The sequence below is a fragment of the Thiohalocapsa sp. genome, assembly GCF_019695415.1.
GTDB lineage: Bacteria > Pseudomonadota > Gammaproteobacteria > Chromatiales > Chromatiaceae > Thiohalocapsa.
In genome coordinates, this window is the sequence record NZ_JAIFKJ010000275.1 from 1 (window position 1) to 3,434 (window position 3,434).

The 3,434-nt window shown below is 67.9% G+C and carries 4 protein-coding genes; all 4 read right to left on the reverse strand.

Annotated elements, in window-relative coordinates; all coding sequences use genetic code 11:
- A partial coding sequence (locus I6U14_RS07900; RefSeq protein WP_296898277.1) for a hypothetical protein occupies nucleotides 1–653 on the reverse strand: 653 nt, incomplete at its 3' end.
- A gap of 94 nt (nucleotides 654–747) precedes the next feature.
- Nucleotides 748–2,202 (reverse strand): ribonuclease G, encoded by a 1,455-nt coding sequence (rng, locus tag I6U14_RS07905; RefSeq protein ID WP_296898278.1) that lies wholly within the window; start codon nucleotides 2,200–2,202, stop codon nucleotides 748–750.
- A gap of 117 nt (nucleotides 2,203–2,319) precedes the next feature.
- Nucleotides 2,320–2,958 carry a nucleoside triphosphate pyrophosphatase gene (locus I6U14_RS07910; RefSeq protein ID WP_296898279.1) on the reverse strand — a complete coding sequence of 213 codons (639 nt, stop codon included), beginning with the start codon at nucleotides 2,956–2,958 and terminating at the stop codon, nucleotides 2,320–2,322.
- Nucleotides 2,959–2,985: 27 nt separating this feature from the next.
- Complete coding sequence (gene rlmH, locus I6U14_RS07915) at nucleotides 2,986–3,393, reverse strand: 23S rRNA (pseudouridine(1915)-N(3))-methyltransferase RlmH (protein ID WP_296898280.1); 408 nt, start codon at nucleotides 3,391–3,393, stop codon at nucleotides 2,986–2,988.
- Between the last annotated feature and the right edge of the window lie 41 nt (nucleotides 3,394–3,434).

Genomic DNA, 3,434 nt, shown 5'->3' on the forward strand with positions numbered 1-3,434 from the left:
CCAGGCGCACCCTGCAGGTCGGCAAGCAGCGTCAGCTCGCCCGCGGGGTCTCCAGGCGGCCGACCCTGCACGCGCAGCCGGTGACGGGCACCGTGGTTCACCAGATCCAGCCGCTCGATGCGAAACTCCAACGTTGGCACGCCTGCGAAGCTGTCGGTCCAGTAGACGCGGCTATCGGCGAGGCTGAAGTGTCCTTCGCGCAGAAAGTAAGCGGCGCCGGTCCCGTCACCGCCGCCAAGTGGACCGAGGCCGCGCACGCCGATACGCCCATCGGCGCTGCGCTGCACCTCGATGCGCGCGCCCACCAGGGTGACGCCGTCGATGCGCGGCGCCCATGCCAGCAAGGACGCGCGGAGGTCCAAATCCACACGCAGGGCGCGGAGGGTGAGCAGCCGCTCGCCGGTCAGAGGGTCGAGCAGCACCGCGTCGTCCAGGCTCAGCTCGGGCTGCAGGCCGCGCAGATGCAACCCGAGGCCACCCACCGTCAGCTCTGCCCCCAGCTGATCGCCGAGACGCTCGGCGACGACGCTGCGCAGTCCGTCCGCGTGCGGGAGCGCCAGGCGTAGGCCGAGGCTTAGGGCGGCAAAGGCGATGACGCCAGCGGCGACGACGCCGGCGAGCCGGCGCAGCAGGGCGCGCAGTAGTGGCCTCATGCGCGCGGTTCGGCCCCGCGGGTCGCGGACGTTGTTGGCGGATTGGCGGCCTGGCTGCCGGTCATAAGGGCGCGGACACCGGCGCTGTGCCGGCTCAGATAAGGACCACGTCGTATTGCTCCTGGGTGTACAAGGCCTCCGCCTGTAACCGGATGGGCTTGCCGATGAATTCCTCAAGCTCCGCGAGGTGGCCGGATTCCTCGTCAAGCAGGCGGTCGACGACCTCCTGAGAGGCCAGCACGAGCAGCGTCTCCACCTCGAACTGGCGGGACTCGCGCAGGATCTCGCGGAAGATCTCGTAGCAGGTGGTCTCGGCCGTCTTCATGGAGCCGCGCCCGCCGCAGCAGGGGCAAGGCTCGCAGAGCACATGCTCCAGCGACTCGCGGGTGCGCTTGCGGGTCATTTCCACCAGGCCCAGAGCCGAGACCTCAGTGATGTGGGTCTTGGCGTGATCCTTGGCGAGGCACTTCTCCAGCGCCCGCAGCACTTGGCGCTTATGCTCATCATCGGTCATGTCGATGAAGTCGATGATGATGATGCCGCCGAGGTTACGGAGTCGCAGCTGGCGGCAGATAGCCTGGGCCGCCTCCAGGTTAGTCTTGAAAATTGTCTCCTCGAGATTACGGTGGCCGACAAAGGCACCGGTGTTGACGTCGATGGTGGTCATGGCCTCCGTCTGGTCGATAATCAGATGCCCGCCGGACTTGAGCTGTACCTTGCGGTCTAGGGCCTTCTTGATCTCGTCCTCGACCCCGTAGAGGTCAAACAGCGGCCGTTCGCCGGCGTAGTACTCGATTCGCTCGACAATCTCGGGGATGTACTTGGCGGCGAAGGGCATGGCCTTATCCACGGTGGCGCGGGAGTCGATGCGCACCCGCTCCACCTCCGGTGTCACCAGGTCTCGGAGCGCTCGCAGCGCAAGCGGCAGGTCGTCATGGATGAGGCCGATGGCGTCGCCCGTGTCGCAGCGCTCCTTGATGCCGCGCCAGAGCTTGGCGAGGAAGGCCATGTCGCGGCAGAGCGCATCATCGTCCACGGCCTCGGCGGCGGTGCGGGCGATATAGCCGCCGGCGTCCTCGTGCTCGTCGACGTAGTTCTGCAGGATTTCGCGCAAACGCTTGCGCTCGTCGTCGTCCTCGATCTTCTGCGACACGCCGGTGTTGCTAAGCCGCGGCATGAAGACCAGGTAGCGCGAAGCGATGGAGATGTTGGTGGTGAGCCGGGCGCCCTTGGTGCCGATGGGGTCCTTGACCACCTGCACCACGATGCGTTCGCCCTCCCGGACCAGATCAGTGATCTGCTCGCTGCGCGGCTCGCCATCCTTACCGATGATGTCCGATGCATGCAAGAAGGCCGCCCGTTCCAGACCGATGTCCACGAAAGCCGCCTGCATACCTGGCAGCACCCGGCAGATGCGACCGCGGTAGACGTTGCCCACCAGCCCGCAGCGTTCGGCCCGCTCGATGATGATCTCCTGCACCACGCCGTTCTCCACCACCGCGACGCGCGTCTCCGGCGGGGTGACGTTGATGAGGATCTCTTCGCTCATGGTTTCAGAGGATGGCTATTGGAGCCGGCGGTTCCGGACAGCTCCTGCGGCCGATCAAGTTGAGACACCGCTGACATTAAGATGACGGAACTAGATAAGGGTGACAGTATACTGATTTCAGCGGGGGACGTTCCGCGCAGGCGTGGCTAGCACATCGATGCCCTCCGCAGAGAGCAGCGCTGCGGTCTCGAACAAAGGCAGCCCCACGACCCCTGACCAGCTTCCGTTGATGCTGCTGACGAAGACCGCGCCGAGCCCCTGCACCGCATAGCCGCCCGCTTTGTCCCGGGGCTCGCCGGTAGCCCAGTAGGCCGCGGCCTCTGCCTCGCCGATGTCCCGAAAGGCCACCTGTGTCTCGCTGAGCGCCGTGCGCTCGCGGCTGCCCAGCAGTGCCACTGCCGTCAACACTTGATGCGTGCGCCCGGACAGAAGCGCCAGCATTCGCGCGCCGTCCTGGACGTCCGTGGGCTTGCCGAGGATGTGATCATCGCAGATTACGGCTGTATCCGCCCCCAGCACCGGCACAGGCGTGCCCTGGTCCGATGCCTCTGCCAGCCGAACATGCACCGCCCGTGCCTTGCTCAGCGCCATGCGCAGCACGTAGTCTGCAGCGGCCTCGCCGGGCAGAGGGGTCTCGTCCATGTCTGCTGAGCGCACGGCGACATTGACGCCGATCTGCGCCAGTAGCGCGCGCCGGCGGGGGGAGTTGGATGCCAGGATCAGCGGCGGTGCTGGAGCGCCGGCCGAGCTTGTCATTTGGATGCCTCCGGCGTCATGCCCGCGTCAGCCACGGTGGTAGGGGTGCCCCTGAAGCTGGCTCCAGGCCCGATAGAGCTGCTCTGCCACCAGCACTCGCACCAACGGATGCGGCAGCGTGAGGGGCGACAGAGACCAGCGCTGCTCCGCGCGGGCGAGACAGGCGTCTGAGAGTCCGTTGGGACCGCCCACCAGAAGCGCGATGTCGCGCCCGTCTGCAAGCCAGCCGGCGAGCTCGGACGCAAGCTGTTCACTGCTCCAGGCACGTCCGCGCAGGTCGAGCGCGACAACGCGCGCGCGTGCGGGCACGGCGGCCAGGATACGCGCGCCCTCGTCGCGGCGCAGGCGGGGCAGCTCGCCGCCCCCGACGCCCCCCGTGCGGCCCCCTCCCCTGCCGGCGACGCCCCCGCGGGGGGCCTTGGGCGGGCGCCGCACCGACGGGGGGCGGCGGCGGGCGGAGGCGGCGAGACGCGGCG

What these genes read in the sequence shown, in the direction of transcription:
- I6U14_RS07910 (WP_296898279.1), bottom strand. Translation starts at nt 2,958, where the DNA reads ATGACAAGCTCGGCCGGCGCTCCAGCACCGCCGCTGATCCTGGCATCC.
- rng (WP_296898278.1), bottom strand. Translation starts at nt 2,202, where the DNA reads ATGAGCGAAGAGATCCTCATCAACGTCACCCCGCCGGAGACGCGCGTC.